Origin of the sequence: Sodalis sp. dw_96, assembly GCF_018449575.1 — a bacterium.
Lineage (GTDB): Bacteria > Pseudomonadota > Gammaproteobacteria > Enterobacterales > Enterobacteriaceae > Acerihabitans.
This window is the reverse complement of the sequence record NZ_JAAVUT010000026.1, coordinates 1-17153: the sequence shown is the minus strand read 5'-3', so window position 1 is coordinate 17153 and position 17153 is coordinate 1. Positions and strand designations below refer to the sequence as shown.

At 53.3% G+C, this 17153-nt stretch carries 12 protein-coding genes and 1 pseudogene; 5 read left to right on the top strand and 8 right to left on the bottom strand.

What is annotated here, in order from left to right:
* Window positions 1-51 precede the first annotated feature (51 nt).
* On the bottom strand, window positions 52-474 hold the full coding sequence (locus tag HB631_RS23950; RefSeq protein WP_213993691.1) for a hypothetical protein: 423 nt from the start codon (window positions 472-474) through the stop codon (window positions 52-54).
* A 280-nt stretch (window positions 475-754) separates the two neighbouring features.
* Here HB631_RS23950 and HB631_RS23945 point away from each other — a divergent pair, with 280 nt between their 5' ends.
* Window positions 755-1618 carry an ankyrin repeat domain-containing protein gene (locus HB631_RS23945; protein WP_213993690.1) on the top strand — a complete coding sequence of 288 codons (864 nt, stop codon included), beginning with the start codon at window positions 755-757 and terminating at the stop codon, window positions 1616-1618.
* 359 nt (window positions 1619-1977) lie between these two features.
* On the opposite strand, the gene nrdG is transcribed toward HB631_RS23945, so the two are convergent.
* Window positions 1978-2442: an anaerobic ribonucleoside-triphosphate reductase-activating protein gene (gene nrdG / locus HB631_RS23940; RefSeq protein WP_213993689.1), complete on the bottom strand. Its 465-nt coding sequence runs from the start codon at window positions 2440-2442 to the stop codon at window positions 1978-1980.
* A 7-nt stretch (window positions 2443-2449) separates the two neighbouring features.
* Window positions 2450-4588 (bottom strand): anaerobic ribonucleoside-triphosphate reductase, encoded by a 2139-nt coding sequence (gene nrdD, locus HB631_RS23935; protein ID WP_213993688.1) that lies wholly within the window; start codon window positions 4586-4588, stop codon window positions 2450-2452.
* Window positions 4589-5197: 609 nt separating this feature from the next.
* Between nrdD and HB631_RS23930 the strand changes: the two genes are divergently transcribed.
* Both HB631_RS23930 and mgtA read left to right on the top strand, forming a co-directional pair.
* Window positions 5198-8398: a pentapeptide repeat-containing protein gene (locus HB631_RS23930; protein WP_213993687.1), complete on the top strand. Its 3201-nt coding sequence runs from the start codon at window positions 5198-5200 to the stop codon at window positions 8396-8398.
* A gap of 579 nt (window positions 8399-8977) precedes the next feature.
* Window positions 8978-11691, top strand: a pseudogene (mgtA, locus tag HB631_RS23925) (magnesium-translocating P-type ATPase).
* Between the two features lie 15 nt (window positions 11692-11706).
* On the opposite strand, the gene HB631_RS23920 reads toward mgtA, so the two are convergent.
* Genes HB631_RS23920 through HB631_RS23905 form a run of 4 tightly spaced genes read right to left on the bottom strand, consistent with a single transcriptional unit; the run spans window position 11707 to window position 15651 of the window.
* On the bottom strand, window positions 11707-12444 hold the full coding sequence (locus HB631_RS23920; RefSeq protein WP_213993686.1) for a proteasome-type protease: 738 nt from the start codon (window positions 12442-12444) through the stop codon (window positions 11707-11709).
* A 23-nt stretch (window positions 12445-12467) separates the two neighbouring features.
* Window positions 12468-13295: a transglutaminase family protein gene (locus HB631_RS23915; protein ID WP_213993685.1), complete on the bottom strand. Its 828-nt coding sequence runs from the start codon at window positions 13293-13295 to the stop codon at window positions 12468-12470.
* Window positions 13292-14221, bottom strand: coding sequence for an alpha-E domain-containing protein (locus tag HB631_RS23910; protein WP_213993684.1), 930 nt, complete (start codon window positions 14219-14221; stop codon window positions 13292-13294). The genes HB631_RS23915 and HB631_RS23910 overlap by 4 nt, the downstream gene beginning before the upstream one ends.
* On the bottom strand, window positions 14215-15651 hold the full coding sequence (locus tag HB631_RS23905) for a circularly permuted type 2 ATP-grasp protein (protein ID WP_213993730.1): 1437 nt from the start codon (window positions 15649-15651) through the stop codon (window positions 14215-14217). Before HB631_RS23905 ends, HB631_RS23910 begins: the two co-directional genes overlap by 7 nt.
* 255 nt (window positions 15652-15906) lie before the next feature.
* Here HB631_RS23905 and vapB point away from each other — a divergent pair, with 255 nt between their 5' ends.
* Complete coding sequence (vapB, locus tag HB631_RS23900; RefSeq protein WP_213993683.1) at window positions 15907-16140, top strand: type II toxin-antitoxin system VapB family antitoxin; 234 nt, start codon at window positions 15907-15909, stop codon at window positions 16138-16140.
* A complete protein-coding gene (vapC, locus tag HB631_RS23895; protein WP_213993682.1) occupies window positions 16140-16547 on the top strand; it encodes a tRNA(fMet)-specific endonuclease VapC in 408 nt (135 codons plus the stop codon). The genes vapB and vapC overlap by 1 nt, the downstream gene beginning before the upstream one ends.
* 40 nt (window positions 16548-16587) lie before the next feature.
* On the opposite strand, the gene HB631_RS23890 is transcribed toward vapC, so the two are convergent.
* Window positions 16588-16977, bottom strand: a complete 390-nt coding sequence (locus HB631_RS23890) for a RidA family protein (protein WP_213993681.1) — start codon at window positions 16975-16977, stop codon at window positions 16588-16590.
* Window positions 16978-17153: the final 176 nt, after the last annotated feature.

The window sequence follows — 17153 nt, the reverse complement described above, 5'->3', positions numbered from 1 at the left end:
TACACTACCCGCGCATTACGGCGAGGGTAACCATTGGCGTTATGTCTGGATCTATTCCCGGAACCGGCAGAAGCGAATCTCTGCCGGCGGCCCCGCTATGGGCGGCGCAAGCCAGGCGACGTCCTGGATACGGGGTTCATCGCGCCAGTCCGCCACCTGCAAATCGGTCTGGCTGGGCAGCACGGCAAACGGGGCGTGCTGGCTATCTTTTTGCGCGTTATCCGGCACGCAGTGCTTATCGCACAGCAGACCCGGCTCAGCGGCATGCTGCTGCGGGTCGTTGTCATGAAGCATACTCTCGGTATGTTCCATGGCGGCGGGCAGCGCGGTAACCGGCATCGAGCACTGGTGGCCGGCCAGGGCCAACTGGGCATTCAGTAACAGCCAGAAGGCCAGCAAAATCAAGGCAAACATCCGCCGCCGCCGGCAGCGAAGTTTTTCCATGAATTTTGTTACCGAAGCGGAAGACAACATTATTTCCTTTTAAACAAGCCGGCACCGTCACAGCCGAAAGGTCAAAACCCGTTATGTCCGGATGGCACCCATCCGCCACCGGTTTGCCTAAGTGAACGCGAAAAAGCCGTCGAACTTATTGATGTGCGTCAACTTTCACTGGATGAGCCGTCGGGGCTAAGAAAATTTGCATTTATTGACATTCGTGTACAGAACGCTTTTCACGCACATTGGTTGAATTTTGAAAGTCTAATAATATCATATATTTGATAATCAATAGAATTGTAAAAGGATCGAACGCATGCCAATTAACGGAATTAATTTATATACAAATAAAAGTTTCCCTCTGACATCATCTGAACCCCTGAAAACGGGCAGTGAGGATGTTAAACAGAAGGTGATATCGGTATCAAATACTGGCTCTGCCAATTTAAAGCTGCCAGAAGGAAAGAAGATAAATTCATATAACGACGCACACACCAAGATAGAATCTCGGCTGATTGAAGCAATTAAACAAAATAATTCAGATCAACTGGAAGCATTTTTCAGCTACGAAAATTTGCATTCTGGTTCAAAGTTATTAAATCTGAGAGATGCTGAAGGCAATACGGCCGTTATGCTGGCGGTTAAAAAAAATGACTTAGAACTGCTGGCGAGGTTGGAAAAAAACTTCCATAGCGCGACGTATAGACATTGCCTCCCGTTGGATTTTAAAATACCCGATAATGAAGGTAATTCACCTCTGATCACTGCATTAAAAAACAGACAGATTAGCATTATTGAACATTTATTATTACATACTGTTAATAATATGTATCATAAAAACAATAAGGGTGAAACTGCCTTCACTATGGCGGCAAAGAATAACCGGCTGCCTTTATCAATTTTTAAAAAAGTGTGCGATGCAACCCATCTTGATGTCTACGATGAGAAAAATAGAACATTATTGATGAAGACAATCGTGCAGGCTTCGGCCGAAAAAATAGAGTATGCATTACAAAGCGCAGAATCTTCGTTAAAGCGAAGAGATGCTAATGGCAATACGGCTTTGTCATTGGCTAAACAGCGTGGTGACACACGCATAATCAAACTCATTTCAGATTGCATTGTTAAGAATAAAACTTTATCGGTCATCGATGGTACAGCTAAACAGAAGACTCTGTAACGGCATCCGAGCTGCGATATATTTATAGAAATAGAGAATTGTTGAAGCAAAGGGTGCATTTCTACCTGAATTATCAGCGAGTGCCTGCCCCATGGGCCGAGGGCGAGAGGTTCAGCCGCCACTGGGCCACGTATATTCCGCGAAGCATTATTCAAGATAATATATAATTCATACACAATAGCATTCAATTTGCAGACAACGCCGCCGCAACTTGAAAGATAAAGGTATATTATTATGAGCAGTATGTACTGAGTGCTGCCGTGGGTGCCGGCGTAAATGTGAACATGACTATATTTTTCTAGGTGTAAAGGGGATGTGGATGGACTCTCCGCATCCCTTTTTTATCGTTTCAACGGCGTTCAGCGCAAATAATGCACTACCTGGTTACTGCTGCCGCGCCAGATCAGCGCAGGGTCGCGTAGCTCCTGCACAAATTTGCCGTCGATCAGCACATTGATAAGCGATGCCACCTGCCGCTGGGCCTCGGTAAGCGAATCCAGCGTATAACCGGTCCAGACCCAAATATCCTTGCCGGGGCATTCCGTCCTCACCCGCCGCACCAGATGCAGCACAGCGGACAGGTTTTGCGGATGCAGCGGATCGCCGCCTGAAAGCGTCAACCCTTGCCGGTGGATGCGGGTATCCAGCAGGTCGGCGATAATCTGATCTTCCAGTTCGGTGGTGAAAGGGAACCCCGAGTCCACCCGCCAGGTGCTCTTGTTGTAGCAGCCCGGACACTGATGTTCGCAACCGGCCACAAACAGGGTACAGCGGGTGCCGGGGCCGTCGATCACATCCACCGGGTAATACTTATGATAGTTCATGACCGCATCAGCCCAGCTGCCCGTCAGGTAAATGTTTAACCCGCCGTTTCACTTCTTCCTGTTTACCCGCGTTAAAGGGCCGTGCGTCCGGGCTGCCGAGATAACCGCATACCCGGCGCGTGACAGAGACCTTGGCGGGGTTATGGTTGCCGCATTTCGGACAGGTGAAACCTTTGCTGGTGCAGGAAAACTCGCCGGTAAAGCCGCATTCGTAGCATTCATCAATGGGGGTATTGGTGCCGTAATAGGGCACGCGAGTATAGCTGTAATCCCAAACGTCCTCCAGCGCCTTCAGATTGTGCTGGAGATTGGGATACTCGCCGTAGCAGATAAAACCGCCGTTGGACAAAGGCGGATAGGGCGCTTCGAAATCTAGCTTATCGTAGGGATTCACCTGCTTTTCCACATCAAGATGGAAGCTGTTGGTGTAATAACCTTTATCGGTGACTCCGGGAATGACGCCGAACTCTGCGGTATCCAGGCGGCAGAAACGGTCGCACAGATTTTCGCTCGGCGTGCTGTACAAACTGAAGCCGTAACCGGTTTCTTCCTTCCATTTGTCGGTAGCGGCCTTCAGGCGGGCCACAATCGCCACCGCCGTATCGCGCAGATGCTGATCGTCAAAGACATGCGTCTTTCCGCCGAACAGGGCGTTGATGGTTTCATGCACGCCGATATACCCCAGCGAGATCGATGCCCGGCCGTTTTTGAAGATTTCCGCCACGTCATCATCGGCCTTCAGCCGTACGCCGCAGGCCCCTTCCATATACAGGATCGGCGCGACCCGGGCTTTTACGCCGTCAAGGCGCGCGATACGGGTCATCAGCGCTTTTTTGGCCAGCACCAGCCGTTCATCCAGCAGTTGCCAGAAACGCGCCTCGTCCCGGTTTGCTTCCAGGGCGATACGCGGCAGGTTCAGGCTGATAACGCCTAAATTGTTGCGACCGTCATGGATCTGTTTGCCGTTTTCTTCATAAACACCCAGGAAACTGCGGCAGCCCATCGGGGTTTTAAACGAACCGGTGACTTTTACCACCTGATCGTAATTGAGGATATCCGGGTACATCCGCTTGCTGGCGCACTCCAGGGCCAGCTGTTTGATGTCGTAGTTTGCATCGCCGTATTTATGATTTAAACCGTCGCGAATGGCGAACACCAGTTTGGGGAAAACGGCGGTTTTGCGGTTCTTGCCCAGGCCGGCGATACGGTTGCGCAGGATGGACTGCTGAATCAAGCGCGATTCCCAACGGGTGCCCAGGCCGAAACCAAAGGTCACGAACGGCGTTTGCCCATTGGCGGTATGCAGCGTATTCACTTCATATTCCAGTGACTGAAAGGCGTCGTAACACTCTTTTTCAGTACGGGAAAGGGCGTAGCCTTTGGCGTCGGGAATATTCCATTGCGCCGCGGTATTGCAATGTTTATCGTAGCTGGCGGCAACGTAGGGTGCCAAAATCTCATCGATGCGGTTGATGGTGGTGCCGCCATAAATATGGCTGGCCACCTGGGCGATAATCTGCGCGGTGACGGCGGTGGCGGTAGAGATGGACTTGGGCGGCTCAATCTCGGCGTTGCCCATCTTGAAGCCCTTGGTCAGCATGCCTTCCAAATCAATCAACATACAGTTGAACATCGGGAAAAAAGGCGCGTAATCGAGGTCGTGGTAATGGATTTCACCCCGTTCATGGGCCAGTACCACCTCCCGCGGCAGGATATGCTGCCGGGCATAATGCTTGGCCACGATGCCGGCCAGCAGATCCCGCTGGGTGGGGATGACCTTGCTGTCTTTATTGGCGTTTTCATTCAGCAAAGCCATATTGCTTTGTTCCACCAGGCCGCGTATTTCCTGGTTCAGGCGACCGCGTTGCTCCCGGGCGACGTCGCGATCGTGGCGGTATTCGATGTACAAGCGGGCCAGTTTCTTGTGAGGCCCGGCCATCAGCTGATTTTCCACGGCATCCTGGATATCGCGAATATCCACGTGGGAACGGCTGTTCATCTGCTCCGCCACCGAGGTGGCGACGGCGGCGCAATAATCGTTGTCTTCGACGCCGGCTGCCTGTGCAGCGTTTTTGACAGCCTGGCAAATCCGTTCCTCATCGAAATTAACCTGACAACCGTCTCGTTTGATCACTACCGGTTTCACGATGCGACTCCTTGTACGCCTGATGCGGGGTTAGGGACTATTTTCATACCGTTGGCTTTACCGGTGAAATGCTGCCGGGTGCGATAACTAGCGGTAGAGGTGATAACCACAATATATAGTCTAATTATTTTGAAAACGACACTAGATGTAGAGTATGGGCCAGACAAAGTGAAGGAAACTTGACTTCGCGCAAGAAAATCGGCCCCTGGCCGAAGAGTTGTACAGCTCAACTTTTAAGCGGAGAAGGGCGGCGGGAAACTTATCTTCCTGAAAACAAATCGGTAAATCAGCTCTTAACCAGCCTTGGCGTCAGAAAAATAATTTCCGGCTGTCACCGTCGGCCACCAGATGGCTGCTTCGAGCCGTCCTTTGGCGTGTTCGCAGTTTTGGCGGCAGCCCAGCATGATCTAACTATGCTCAGAAAAACGGGCATTGGACTGCCTGGCAAAAAGCATTTTATTTAACCCATATTTAGATATGTGTTAGTAGTATGACTAATATTATTAACCATTTTCCACTCATTAAGCTTTTCATTTTATATTTAGACCATTTTTTTAATATCTTAATCGATCGAAATTTTCAACCAGGAATAAAACGGCGTTTATTCATATGGATAGTATTTGCGGCAATACGATGGCGGGACATATTTCGGGTATCGGCATTGAGCAGACAGAATGCGAGTCTGCACGTTCTCGGGCGATTTTAGAGTATATCGTCAATTTTTTTTCATACGGAAATGCATGTCAAAAACACGCTGAGAAATATGGCTTTTTCGCTGAAACATTAGCAATTGAACTTTACAAAGGTTTAACAAACGATGATTCCGGCGGTGCCATAGAGACGTGGATCGTTGATTTTTTGGGCCATAGTCTCTCTTTCATATTGCCGGGAGAAAACCTTGGCGAAGAGGGCCCCGTCACCATTAAGGTGAGCAAAAATGGGGAAACTATTGAATCAACGGTTAATCTGGATGTATTTCAACTTATTTGTAGAGTTTTATTGATACGCCAGCAGTTTAAGCTTCCCCAATTATCCAGAACCTTAACGGATGAGGGGAAGATGGATTTGAATTTAAAAAGTATTGATTTCAGGGGCGCTAATCTCCACGGCTTTTTTCTGCCCGGGGTCGATCTAAGCGGGGTCAACCTGAGCAGGGTTGACTTGAATGATGCTTATCTTGCAGGGGCCGACCTGAGCGGAGCAGACCTGAGTGGGGCAGACTTGAGCGGCGCTTATCTGGCGGGGTGCAACCTGAAGGGGGCTAACCTGAGTAATACTTGCCTGAACCGGGCCAATCTGGAGGGGGCAGACCTGAGCGGAGTAAGCCTGATCGAGTCCGAACTGTTTGGTGCCCATCTGGATAAAGCTGACCTGAGCAACCTCTCGCAGGAAGGTTCTTTGCTAAAACTTCCCGTTTGGGATGCGAAAAATATCGAATACTACTTAGATAGGACAATCGAAAATAATCGCGATAACCTGCTTAATATGATGGACAGCATCGATGAACAATTTGCGAGCGTCAAATTACGGATGGCTCGTGAATTAATCGCTTCATTAGAGGGCAACGACGTATCCGACCTCCCCCTGCCGCTGGGATTTTGCCTGTCGAGGGAGCCCTACCGCGAGGAGGTAGATATAGCCGCCTGGGTGAACAGTAGGATCTTCGGTACCAAACACCCAGAATATAGAATTGTAAATGCACAAGATACCCTGAAGCGGGCTGTGTATTTTTTTACTGCCAACGGCGTGCGCAGCAAGCACAATGAGCAAAATGGTTCGCCCGCAGCTGTGACGGCAGCCGCCGTTCAGCACGACCGGAAATATTCTTTTTTCGCTCAAGCCACAATGGACGCCCTTATAAAGACGGTCACAGACGAAGACCCCTGGGAACTCTCTGGAAAAACCTTCGCCTTCAATTTTTATGAATATAGCGTTACTTGCATCCTTCCGGAAAAAAACCTTGATGCAACGGGTTTGGTTACCATTAGGGTAAGCAAGGACCCAAAAAGCTTTGAATCAACGGTTGATCAGGAGGCATTTTTTAATACCTGCGCCGTTGTGCTGCTAATGCAGCGGTTACACCTTCCATTTAAATGGGATGAACGAGGGGGGGTGGACCTGTGGGAAGCCAACATGAAACTCATTGCGTGGGGCAAGGCTAACCTGAGAGCATTAAACCTCACTAAGGCTGACATGATAAGCGCTGATTGGACGGAGTACGACCTGAACGGGACCGATCTGTCCAAGGCTTATTTGCGTGGGGCATGCTTTATCGATACCGATTTGAGCGACGCTGATCTGTCGAGGGCCGACCTGCGCGGAGCCGATCTGTCCGGGGATGAACTGAAGAGAGTATCCCTGCGCGTAGCAAATCTGAACGGGATAAATCTGAGCAGGGTTAACCTGGTCGCTCTTGCCTTCCGCGGGGTTAACCTGAGCGGGGCTGATTTGTCCACTCTCCCACCTGAAGGGGCTTTACTGAAACTCCCGCCGTGGAATGCAGATAATTTAGACGGCTATTTTAATCATTATAACAACCCAACACGAGGCAACCTGTTGACCCTGATCGACAGCATTGATGAACGGTACGCGACGGTCAAGGTGCGGATTGCTCGTGAACTGATGGACTCTTTGAAAAGCGTCAACGGGGCCATTGAGATAGCACTGCCGCTGATGAGCGTCTTGTCTAAGGCCCCTTACATCAATGATGCGGTTATTGACGCCTGGCTGAATGATATCTGCGAACGTTTTGTCGGTCGATATAATGCGCATGCCCTGCCACCGCTGAATAAAGGTATGGTTAACCAGGTTATCAGACTGTTCAACTTACAGCCGGAACAGATGTTTATCCATAACGGCGCGTTTATCCAACTGATGTCTCGGGAGAAGAGCGTAGGAGACGATGATGCCAAGGCTGCCATCAAGCAGCTTTATGACCTGTATCTGAATCAGGAACAGGTAAGGCCGTACACCCTGGTGGAAGATTTTGGTGGCTATGGCAGCCATATGCCTGACTGGGCGGATGAACATGCTGCGAACTATATTCTTTTATCATCCAGGCCTGACGGGCCTGTCATGCTGCTGTCAAGGCATACGCTCAACGGGATGTTGAGCCCTGATAAGCTCAAGCCGGTGTGGGACCGCTTTTATCTGTACGACAACCGCGGAGAGAACCTGCCATTGGCGCATCACCCGCTGGAAACGTTGTTCAGGGACGATTTCAAGCTGTTTAATTGGCCGTATCGTTATTTGCTCTCGTCAGTCCGTTTCCGACGATTGCTTGAAACATTAGACCTTGGTGACATGCGCAAGACCTTTATTTCTGCTATGGGTGCACATGTATCAAAGCAGAAGCTGGTGAGCGCGGAAGATCAAAGGAGACTGAGGGAAATCTTCAGCCCTAAACTGATGTATTCAACGGATTCCGGCGACTATAGTCTGACAAACGAGCACTACCAGGAAATTCTCAAGGTGTATGACCTGTCCGCCTCCAACAATAGCGATAAAGCAAAATTACTGCTGAGCCTGGCGGCGGTATTTACAAAATACTCATCCACAGCAATTTTTGGCGAGGAGCAAGAATCTCCGGAAATGCTTAGACGCTATGCCTATGCGCTGATGGAGAAGGCGAATTCCCTTGATGCGGAAGTGTTTGAAGATGAGGATATGTTTGCCGACTGGAAGAACCGTCTGCTGGGTCTGCATAATGCCTTCAGTTGCAGTGCTGTGTTATTCAACATAATGGTCGAGCATATCAGGTCGCGGTTTCCCGATGTTCTGGCAAGCATCATGCCTCCGGCATGGTGCTGATAGCTTGCAAGAATAAAACTTTTAACGCGCCCTGTTTCCCGCGACAGGGCACATTACAGCGTCGAGCCGTATTCAGCTTTCGATGTGAAGCAGTCTGCTCCTCTTATAGCGTATTGGCTTCGACCGGCCTGCTCCCCCACAGCAACACCCTGAAACTATCTCTCTTCTTAAAGTAATAAATCGTTTAATTACTGTTTAGTATTTTGGTTGTATAGTGCGCACCGCTTACCGTAGCGCTTGCTTATGGGCAAGCGGCATGTTGTGTGCCGCAAGAATTGGCCGCAAGAATGGTAAGCATAAAGACACCCGACCGCCTGGCTCTTCGCTATGCTGTGACCGACCGTCATGTAAGTCCGATTCCGCCTGATTATGCGGATTTTTTTCCCTTTACCGGAGGTGTTCAACCCATATGGACCCCGCACCTAAACCTGAAGATTATTCGCCCATCCGGTAAGCATTCCCTTTTTTCGCGTCTGCCTTACCGGGTGATTAACGGTAGGCAGAAGTCTCTCTCTTCTGCTGATTAAACTTTTTTTCCATTTCCCGGCCATTAAGACCGAGAAAGGCAAGGAAGACAGCATGGTTTTGAAAAAAGTCACCCGGCGGCTGTTCACGCAGTTTTACCGCCATCTTCCCCGTCGCCTGTTCCAGCGCGACGTCATGCTGGAAGGCATGCAAAAAAACCTGAACCGCAACGTGCCGGCGGCCCTGACCCACGCCTGCCTGACCTGTGCCCGGGCCAATGAAGAGCAGTTGTTTCAGCGTTTCTCCAGTCATCCGGAAGGCATGACCGGGGCCGAAGTCAGCGCCGCCCGGTCCCGGCACGGCGCCAATACCATCGCCGGCGAACAGCCTGTGACCTGGTGGCGGCATTTATGGTTGTGCTACCGCAACCCGTTCAATTTATTGCTGACGGTGCTCGGCATCGTCTCCTACGGCACGGATGACAGCACGGCGGCGGCGGTGATTGCCCTGATGGTGATGATTGCCACGCTATTGTATTTTATACAGGAATCCCGATCCAACAAGGCCGCCGATGCGCTGAAAGCGCTGGTGAGCAATACCGCCACGGTGCTGCGCGCCGATGATATCAGCGGCGAAAGCCGCTACCGGGAAATCCCCATCGACCAGTTGGTACCGGGGGATTTGGTCAAGCTGTCGGCGGGGGATATGATTCCGGCCGATCTGCGCATCCTGCAGGCCAAGGATCTGTTTATCGGGCAGGCTTCCCTCACCGGCGAGTCGCTGCCGGTGGAAAAGACCGCCCACAGCCGGATGGAGAACCTGCGCAACCCCCTTGAGTGCGATAACCTGTGCTTTATGGGCACCAATGTCATCAGCGGCACCGCGCTGGCCATGGTTATCGGTACCGGCGACAACACCTGGTTCGGTCAATTGGCGGGCACTCCACCCGGCAGTCGGCGCCGCCCAACGCCTTCCAGGCCGGCATCAGCCGGGTAAGCTGGCTGCTTATTCGTTTTATGATGGTCATGACCCCGGTGGTCTTGCTGGTGAACGGCTATACCAAGGGCGACTGGTGGGAAGCGGCGCTGTTCGCCTTATCGGTGGCGGTGGGACTGACGCCGGAAATGCTGCCGATGATCGTGACGTCGTCCCTGGCGAAGGGGGCGGTGCAGCTTTCACGCCAAAAGGTTATTGTCAAACGCCTCGACGCCATTCAGAACTTCGGCGCGATGGACATTCTGTGCACCGATAAAACCGGCACGCTGACCCAGGACAAAATTGTGCTGGAGTGCCATACGGACGTATTCGGCAGTCGCAGCGATCGGGTATTGCAGAATGCCTGGCTTAACAGTTTTCACCAGACCGGGCTGAAAAACCTGCTGGATAAGGCGGTGCTGGAGAGCGTCGCCGACCATAATCCCGAGCTGGCCCAGCCGCAATGGCGCAAAATCGACGAGATCCCGTTTGATTTCTCACGTCGCCGCATGTCGGTGATTGTGTCCGGCGACGACGACATTCCCCGTTTGATCTGCAAAGGCGCCTTGGAAGAGATGCTCGGGGTTTGCAGCCGGGTGCGCCATGATGACGAGATCATGGCAATGACGCCATCGCTGTTGGAGCGCATCGGTACCGTCACCGAGGACCTCACCCTCCAGGGCCTGCGGGTAGTGGCGGTGGCCAGCCGCGATATGGCGCCGGAACGCTGTGATTTCAGCCGGGCGGATGAATCTGATCTGATCCTGGAAGGCTATATCGCTTTCCTCGATCCGCCGAAAGAGAGCACCGAGCCGGCCTTGACGGCATTGAAAAACCACGGCGTGACGGTAAAAATCCTTACCGGCGATAACGAACTGGTGGCCGCCAAGGTCTGCCGGGACGTGGGACTGGAGGTGAACCGGGTCCTTACCGGCGGCGAGGTTGAGCGAATGAACGATCAGGAATTGGCCGCCGCCGCCCATGAGACCACGCTATTCGCCAAGCTCACGCCATTGCAAAAGGCGCGCATCGTCAGCGTATTGCGCGGCAAAGGCCATGTGGTGGGATTTATGGGAGACGGCATCAACGATGCCCCGGCGCTGCGGGCCTCGGATATCGGCATTTCGGTGGATTCGGCGGTGGATATCGCCAAAGAGGCGGCGGATATCATTCTGCTGGAAAAAAGCCTGATGGTGCTGGAACGCGGGGTGGTGGAAGGACGCCGCACCTTCGTTAATATGCTCAAGTACATTCGGCTCACCGCCAGCTCCAACTTCGGCAATGTATTCAGCGTGCTGGTGGCCAGCGCTTTTCTGCCGTTCCTGCCGATGCTGCCGCTGCATTTGCTGGTGCAAAACCTGATTTATGATATTTCTCAGATAGCCGTGCCTTTCGACCGGGTGGACGAAGATCAGTTACGCAGCCCGCAACGTTGGCGCACCAAGGATCTGGGCCGGTTTATGGTCTATTTCGGGCCCATCAGCTCCATATTCGATATCCTGACGTTTTGCCTGATGTGGTGGGTGTTCAAAGCCAATACGCCGGAAAGACAAACGCTGTTCCAAACCGGCTGGTTTGTAGTGGGGGTATTATCGCAAACGCTGATTGTCCATATGCTGCGCACCCGTAAAATACCGTTTGTGCAAAGCCGGCCTTCCTGGCCGCTGGGGCTGACCACCCTGACGGTTATCGTGCTGACCGTGGGCATGACCTTCACGCCGGTGGCGGGTTTCCTGCATTTACAGGCGCTGCCCCTGGGGTATTTCCCGTGGCTGGTGGCGATTCTTGCCGCCTATATGCTGCTGGTACAGGCCATGAAAGGCTGGTATGTGCGCCGCTACGGCTGGCAATAAGCGCGAGGCGGAAGTTTACTCCTCCGCCAGATCCAGCGGCGGCATGTGCAGGAAGGTATTTAATAATCCTTCCGACCAGGCTTTGCGAATGGTGGCGAAATACGGGTTATTTTCGGTGATGCGGTACTGTTCGTTGCTGGCGAAACTGTCGCGCCGATAGATCATCACGTCCAGCGGCAGGCCCACCGACAGGTTGCTGCGCAGGGTGGAATCGATGGAAATCAGCGCGCAGCACATGGCCTGCTCAAGGGGCGTATTGTAAGTCAGCACCCGGTCGATAATGGGCTTTCCGTATTTGCTTTCGCCGATTTGGAAGTAGGGGGTATCTTCCGTGGCTTCGATGAAATTGCCCTCCGGATAGATATGGAACAGCCGCGGCGGTTCGCCGAGAATTTGCCCACCCAGCAGGATGTTGCAGCTGAAATCGGTGCTGCTGCCGCTTTGCTGGGCGCTGCTGTCGCGGTGAATCACTTCCCGCACCGTTTCGCCAATCAGGCTGGCGGCGTCGAACATGGAAGTGGTATTCAGCAGATTGTCGCGTTCATCATCCTTGGCCCGCAGTCGCAGCAGATTGATAATGCTCTGGGTGGAGGCCAGATTGCCGGCGCTCTGCAATACCAGCGTGCGCTCGCTGTCCTGGTGCAGGACATGCAGCTTGCGAAAGGTGGAGATATGATCCACGCCGGCATTGGTACGGGAGTCGGAAGCGAAAACCACACCGCCCGACAGGCGCATCGCCACACAGTAGGTCATTGTAAAACGTCCTTAAAAAAATGTTATTGTTGCTGGCCGCCTTGGCCGCCGGCCTGCTGCTCCTCGGTTTGCTCCACGGTGGCTTCCGAATACATCTCTTCATAACCGCCGCCGATACGCGAACCGCGCACCGGGCAGGCGTCAAGATAATCAAAACCTACCGCCAGCTTAAGATGCTGACCGGGATTGCAGGTGTTATTGGTAATGTCAAAACTTTGCCAATGATCGTCGAACCAGGCTTCCACCCAGGCATGCATCGCCACATGCTTGGTGTCTTCACTGTAGATATAGCCGCTGACGTAGCGCGCGGGTATGTGCAGGCTGCGGCAGCAGGCGAGGAACACATGGGAATGATCCTGGCAGACTCCGTGCCGGGCGGAAAATACCTTGGCGGCGGTATCCTGCACCTGGGTCACACCCGGCGTATAGGGCATCCGCAGCCGCAGCTCCGCCATCATTTCCCGCAGGCTTTCATCCGCCGCATCGGCGCGATAATACCGCGCGGCGAAATTGCGTATCGCCTCATCGGGTAGGGTCAACGGGCTGCAGCGTAAGAATACCAGAGGCGAAAGCGGACCGCACTCCTCCAGAATGCTTTCGCTGTCGTCGGCAATCTCCACTTGCCCCTTGGCGCGGATGGCTATCATTTCATGGGGACGGTCCAGCGTCAGTACATGCAATATATTGCCGAAACCGTCGGTGGCGGGGGTGGCCTGTTCCGGCAGGGTCAACGACCATTCTATAATGCGCTGTCGCGGGGTATTTTGCGGCGTCAGGCGCAGATACTGGGTACTGAATTTGACCTCATGATCATAACGGTAATGGGTGAGGTGATCGACGGTCAATTTCATAGCGCCTCCAAGTAGGTATGGTTAATGCTTTCCGCCAGCGCGTTGATTTTGCCCTGAAATTGCATCATGTAGGTTTGCAGGCCCTCCGCCAGCACTTCGTCCAGCGAGCTGAAGCGCAGCTCCACGTTCAGGGTATGGGCCAGGCGGCGGGGGACATTGGCCCGCTGGCCGCCGATACGCTCCAGTTGCTGCACCACATCGCCGACGCAGGCCCGCAGCGAGCGCGGCATATCGTTGCGCAGTACCAGCAGTTCGGCCACCGTTTCACGGCTTAGCGGATGTTTATACAGGCTGTGGTAGGCTTCACGGGCGCTCACCGCGCGCAGCAGGGTATCCAGGCGATAATATTCCCGTACCGGATCGGAGTCGGCGTCCAATTGCTGATCCTTCAGCCCCAGCAATTGCGCCGTGGCGTAAGCGCGCTCTATCAGGGTGCCCAGACGGATAAAACAGAGGGCATCGTTACGCAGCAAAGTGCCGAACATGGCGCCGCGAAACAGATGCGCCCGCTCCTTGACCCAGTCGAAAAACGCGTCGGTGCCCACCTTGGCAACGCCTTTGCCGCGCATCAGCTTCATTTCAATCCAGGTGGCGTTGATGCTCTCCCAGACTTCCGACGACAGGCTGCCGCGCACCGCGTGGGCATTGTTCCAGGCGGCTTCAAAGCAGCTGTAGATGCTGCCGGGATTGCGGTCGTCCAGGGCAAAAAAACTCAGCAGATTGGTCATGTTCAGGTGCTGATAATGCTCCTCGAACAGTTCGTGGGAACCGGTGAGGTTCAGCGGCAGGGTCAAATCCTCGTTCTGCTGGCTGCGGATCGGCATCAGGGATAATTTATAGGTGACGTCCAAGACCCGGGCCAGGCTCTCTGCCCGTTCCAGGTAGCGGGCCATCCAATACAGTTCGCTGGCGGTTCTGCTTAGCATGCGTCGTCCTCCATTATCCAGGTGTCCTTGGTGCCGCCGCCTTGGGATGAGTTCACCACCAGCGAACCGGCGTTCAGCGCCACGCGGGTCAGGCCCCCCGGCACCAGCCGTACCTCATCGCCGGTAAGGGCGAACGGACGCAGGTCGATATGGCGCGGCGCCAGGCCCTCATCCACAAAGGTGGGGCAGGTGGACAGCGCCAGGGTTTCCTGGGCGATGTAGTTGTGCGGCCTGGCCAGCAGGCGCTGCCGGAATTCCGCCAGTTCAGCGCGGGACGCCTTGGGGCCTACCAGCATGCCGTACCCGCCGGCGCCATGGACTTCTTTCACCACCAGTTTTTCCAGATTGGCGAGCACATAGGACAGCGAGCCGGCATCCCGGCACTGCCAGGTAGGGATATTGCCCAGGATCGGCTCTTCGGACAGATAAAAACGGATCATTTCCGGCACGTAAGGATAGATGGATTTATCGTCCGCCACGCCGGTTCCCAAGGCGTTGGCCAGCACCACCCCGCCGGTACGGTACACCGACAGCAGACCGGGCACCCCCAGGGTGGAATCGGCGCGAAAGGCCAGGGGATCGATATAGGCATCGTCAATGCGGCGATAAATAACGTCCACTTTGCAGGGGCCCTCGGTGGTGCGCATAAACACCGCCCCCTGCTTGACGAACAAATCAGCGGCCTCCACCAGTTCGACCCCCATTTGCTGGGCAAGAAAGCTGTGTTCGAAATAGGCGCTGTTGAAACGGCCCGGGGTCATCACCACTACCGTGGGATCCACGACGGCGGTGCTTTCGCGCAGGGTTTGCAGCAGATCGAAGGGATAGCGTTCAATGGGGGCGATATGCTGGTTGGCGAAAACATCAGGATAAAGCCGCATCATCATCTTGCGGTTTTCCAGCATATAGGAGACTCCGGAGGGGGTGCGCAGATTGTCCTCCAGCACATAATAATGGCCGTCGCTGTTGCGCACCATATCGGTGCCGACAATGTGGGCGTAGGTATTGTTATGCAAATTTACCCCCTGCATACAGGGCTGGTACTGCTCGTTGGCCAATACCTGTTCCGACGGTACGATGCCCGCCTTCAGGATATTCTGCTCATGATAGATATCGTACAGAAAGGCGTTCAGCGCCTTGACCCGCTGGCGGATTCCGCGATCCATCCACTGCCACTCTTTGGCCGGGATAATTCTCGGCACGCTGTCGAAAGGGATGAGCCGCTCGGTGCCCCCCTCTTCGCCGTAAACATTAAACGTGATGCCCACCCGATGGAACAGCAGCTCGGCCTCTTCTTTTTTTTGCTGAATGGCCTGCTGGTCGGCCTGTTGCAGCCATTGCCAGTAAGCGTCGTAATGGCTGCGGTGTGTCCCGTCAGCTAACAGCATTTCATCAAAAAACGGCGACCCGGAAAGATTGATTCTTATCATCGGCATACCCTGGCTTTCCTCGCGAGCTGATAATGACGTTATGCATAAAGCGCGCCAGCGCAGGGGCCGGTTCCATAGGAAAGATCGAGGCTAAACCAACGGCTTTTGCACAAGTATGGTGCGCGAGATGAAAAACCAAGAATTTTTAAACTGAAAAAGGGCAAAAAATTTACATCACGGTAAGGTGTATACGCTTGCTATATCCCAATATTTGGTTAGAATCTTTCTATCAATGGGCTTTGACGTGGAGTTTATATGTCGCACAGTACGGTTTTCATTAACAACCGGTCTCAAGCGGTACGCATACCTGCCGAACTGCGCTTCGCGGATAATGTCAAGAATGTGAACGTCAGGGCGGTTGGCAATGAAAGGATTATTGCGCCCGAGCAAAATACCTGGGATAGCTTCTTTTTAGCCGGCCCGTTGGTATCGGATGATTTCATGTCGGAAAGGCCCGATCAAGAACAACCGGATCGTGAATCTTTCTGATGTATAAATACATGCTCGATACGAATATCGCCATTTATGTCATAAAGAGGCGACCGTTGGATATACTTGATCTTTTCAACGCCAATGTGGGACGCATGGTCATCTCATCAATCACTTTGGCTGAATTAATCCATGGAGTTGAAAAAAGCGCCGCCGTGGCGCGCAATAACATGGCTGTAGAGAATTTCGTTTCTCGCCTGGATGTCCTTGATTACGGAGCAAAGGCGGCAATGCATTATGGCGATATCCGTGCCGGTCTTGAACGTAAAGGTACGCCTATCGGTGTGAACGATGTGCATATCGCAGCTCATGCCCGCAGCGAAGGGTTGACAGTTGTGACTCATAACACCCGCGAATTCAACCGAATCGATGGCCTATTAGTAGAAGATTGGATTGAACACGCCTAAGGATACTGGAGCGCACGCGGGTCCGTGCGCCCTATATATATCAGCGACGGCAGGCAATCGCTTCGATTTCTATTTGCGCGTCTTTCGGCAGTCGCGCCACTTCAACGCAGGAGCGGGCGGGGAACGGCGCGTTGTTTTCCTTGAAAAAGGCTTCATAGGCGGCGTTTACGGTGGAAAATTCATTGAGATCTTTAACAAACACCGTGGTTTTGATGATATCCGCCACCTGTAAACCCGCTGCTTCCAAAATGGCTTTTATATTGGACAGGGATTGACGGGTTTGCCCGGCAATATCCTCATCCACCAACTGACCGGTTTTCGGACAGATGGGGATTTGGCCGGAGGTGAAGACCAGATTGCCCAGATCCACTGCCTGGACGTAAGGCCCGATGGCGGCCGGCGCGTTTTCGGTACTGATAATGCGGGACATGGCGTCTCCTGGAGTCAACAAGCAACAAATAGAAAAACAGTGCCGGTCATTATAAGGAGTAATCCGGTGAATGCACAGCCCGTCATCATTACGATACGCTTGGTTCAGCTTCGACGTTGGCGGGCTTACCGCGCTGTGGGGCGCTCCACGGCCGACTATGGCCGCTCCGGCCCCAT